The sequence below is a fragment of the Psychrobacter sp. A3 genome (genome assembly GCF_028823565.1).
GTDB lineage: Bacteria > Pseudomonadota > Gammaproteobacteria > Pseudomonadales > Moraxellaceae > Psychrobacter > Psychrobacter celer.
This window is the reverse complement of the sequence record NZ_JAPEHS010000187.1, coordinates 1-586: the sequence shown is the minus strand read 5'-3', so window position 1 is coordinate 586 and position 586 is coordinate 1. Positions and strand designations below refer to the sequence as shown.

General features: G+C 53.2%; 1 pseudogene. It reads right to left on the bottom strand.

The features are described 5' to 3' along the window. Positions 1 to 586 (bottom strand): annotated as a pseudogene (locus NK638_RS12425) (protein TolA); the annotation flags it as partial.

Below are 586 nucleotides of genomic sequence, written 5' to 3'. Positions count from 1 at the left end.
GCAATTTGCGCTTCTGCTGCGGCTTGAGCATCGGCTTGTGCCTGCTGAGCGGCGGCCGCTTTCGCATTTGCTGCATCAAGTGCCGCTTGGCGGCGATCTACTTCTGCTTGTAGCGCTTCGGTATTGCCGCCACCTGAAGCTAGAGCATCCGCTAGTGCTTGTTCTGCTTCAGCCAGTTTTTGTTGTGCAGTTACCAGCTCACTCTTGGCTTGATCCGCTTCCGCTTGAGCTGTTTCAGCCTTTTGTTTCTCAGCTTGCGCTAATGCTTGTGCTGCACTTGCTTGTTGGTTGGCTTGATCGGCTTTGGCGTTAGCAGCAGCAATCGCTGTTTCAGCTTGCGCTTTAGCGGTGTTAGCTTCAGTTATGGCTTTAGCTTCGGCGGCTTCTGCTGCATCAGCTCGTGTTTTAGCCGCTTCAGCTTCGGCCTTAGCATTTGCTGCTTGTTGCTTGGCTTCTGCTACTTTCTGATTAGCCTCTGCTTTGGCATCACCAATGGCTTTGTCGGCTGCTTGTTGCGCTTTTATAGCTGCATCTTCTGCTGCAGCTCTGGCATTCTCAGCGGCTAGTCTTGCGGCTTCTGCTGTCG